The organism is Rhodococcus sp. KRD197, assembly GCF_017168235.1.
In the GTDB taxonomy this organism is placed as follows: domain Bacteria; phylum Actinomycetota; class Actinomycetes; order Mycobacteriales; family Mycobacteriaceae; genus Rhodococcoides.
This window is the reverse complement of record NZ_JABFAO010000044.1, coordinates 1-555: the sequence shown is the minus strand read 5'-3', so window position 1 is coordinate 555 and position 555 is coordinate 1. Positions and strand designations below refer to the sequence as shown.

The following is a 555-nucleotide window of genomic DNA, read 5'->3' as shown; positions in this document are numbered from 1 at the left end:
CATCGGCCGGGTTGTTCTTGGCGTTGAGCTGGAACAGATACGTTCCCGGTGCCGCGGGGAGCCGCTTACCGTCGAAGTTCTTGAGCCGCCACAGATTCAACCGCTGCCCCGTCAACGGATGCATATCATCGATAGTCCCATCGATGACGAACTCCGAACGCCCCTCCAGCTTTCGGTATGTTCGAATCTTGTACGAGAGGCGGGAATCGGCGACAGCGACGAAGGTAGCGCGCCTCAGCGGCGTTCCCTTGATCTTTTCGTCGACAACACCGTCGAGCAATTTCTCCAATTCGCTGCTGTCAGAATCACTATCCTGCAGCTGCACATACACATCCACAACCACATTGACCGGATCGATCCCGGCGATGTCGACTACCTCGTCGAGCCCAGCCAGCAGGTCGACTTGATCGACCCACAGCGACACCAGATGTAGTCGTTCGCCGGCGAGGTCGAAGTTGCCGGTGACGAAGTGTTTGTTTTCGCGGTCGAAGGCTTTGACGTCTTCGAGGGTGCGGATTTCGTAGTATTGGCGGGTGATGACTTCCAGGAGTGCGC

At 57.3% G+C, this 555-nt stretch carries 1 pseudogene; it reads right to left on the bottom strand.

What is annotated here, in order from left to right:
- Window positions 1–555 (bottom strand): annotated as a pseudogene (locus tag J1M86_RS23925) (fused acetyl/propionyl-CoA carboxylase subunit alpha/methylmalonyl-CoA decarboxylase subunit alpha); the annotation flags it as partial.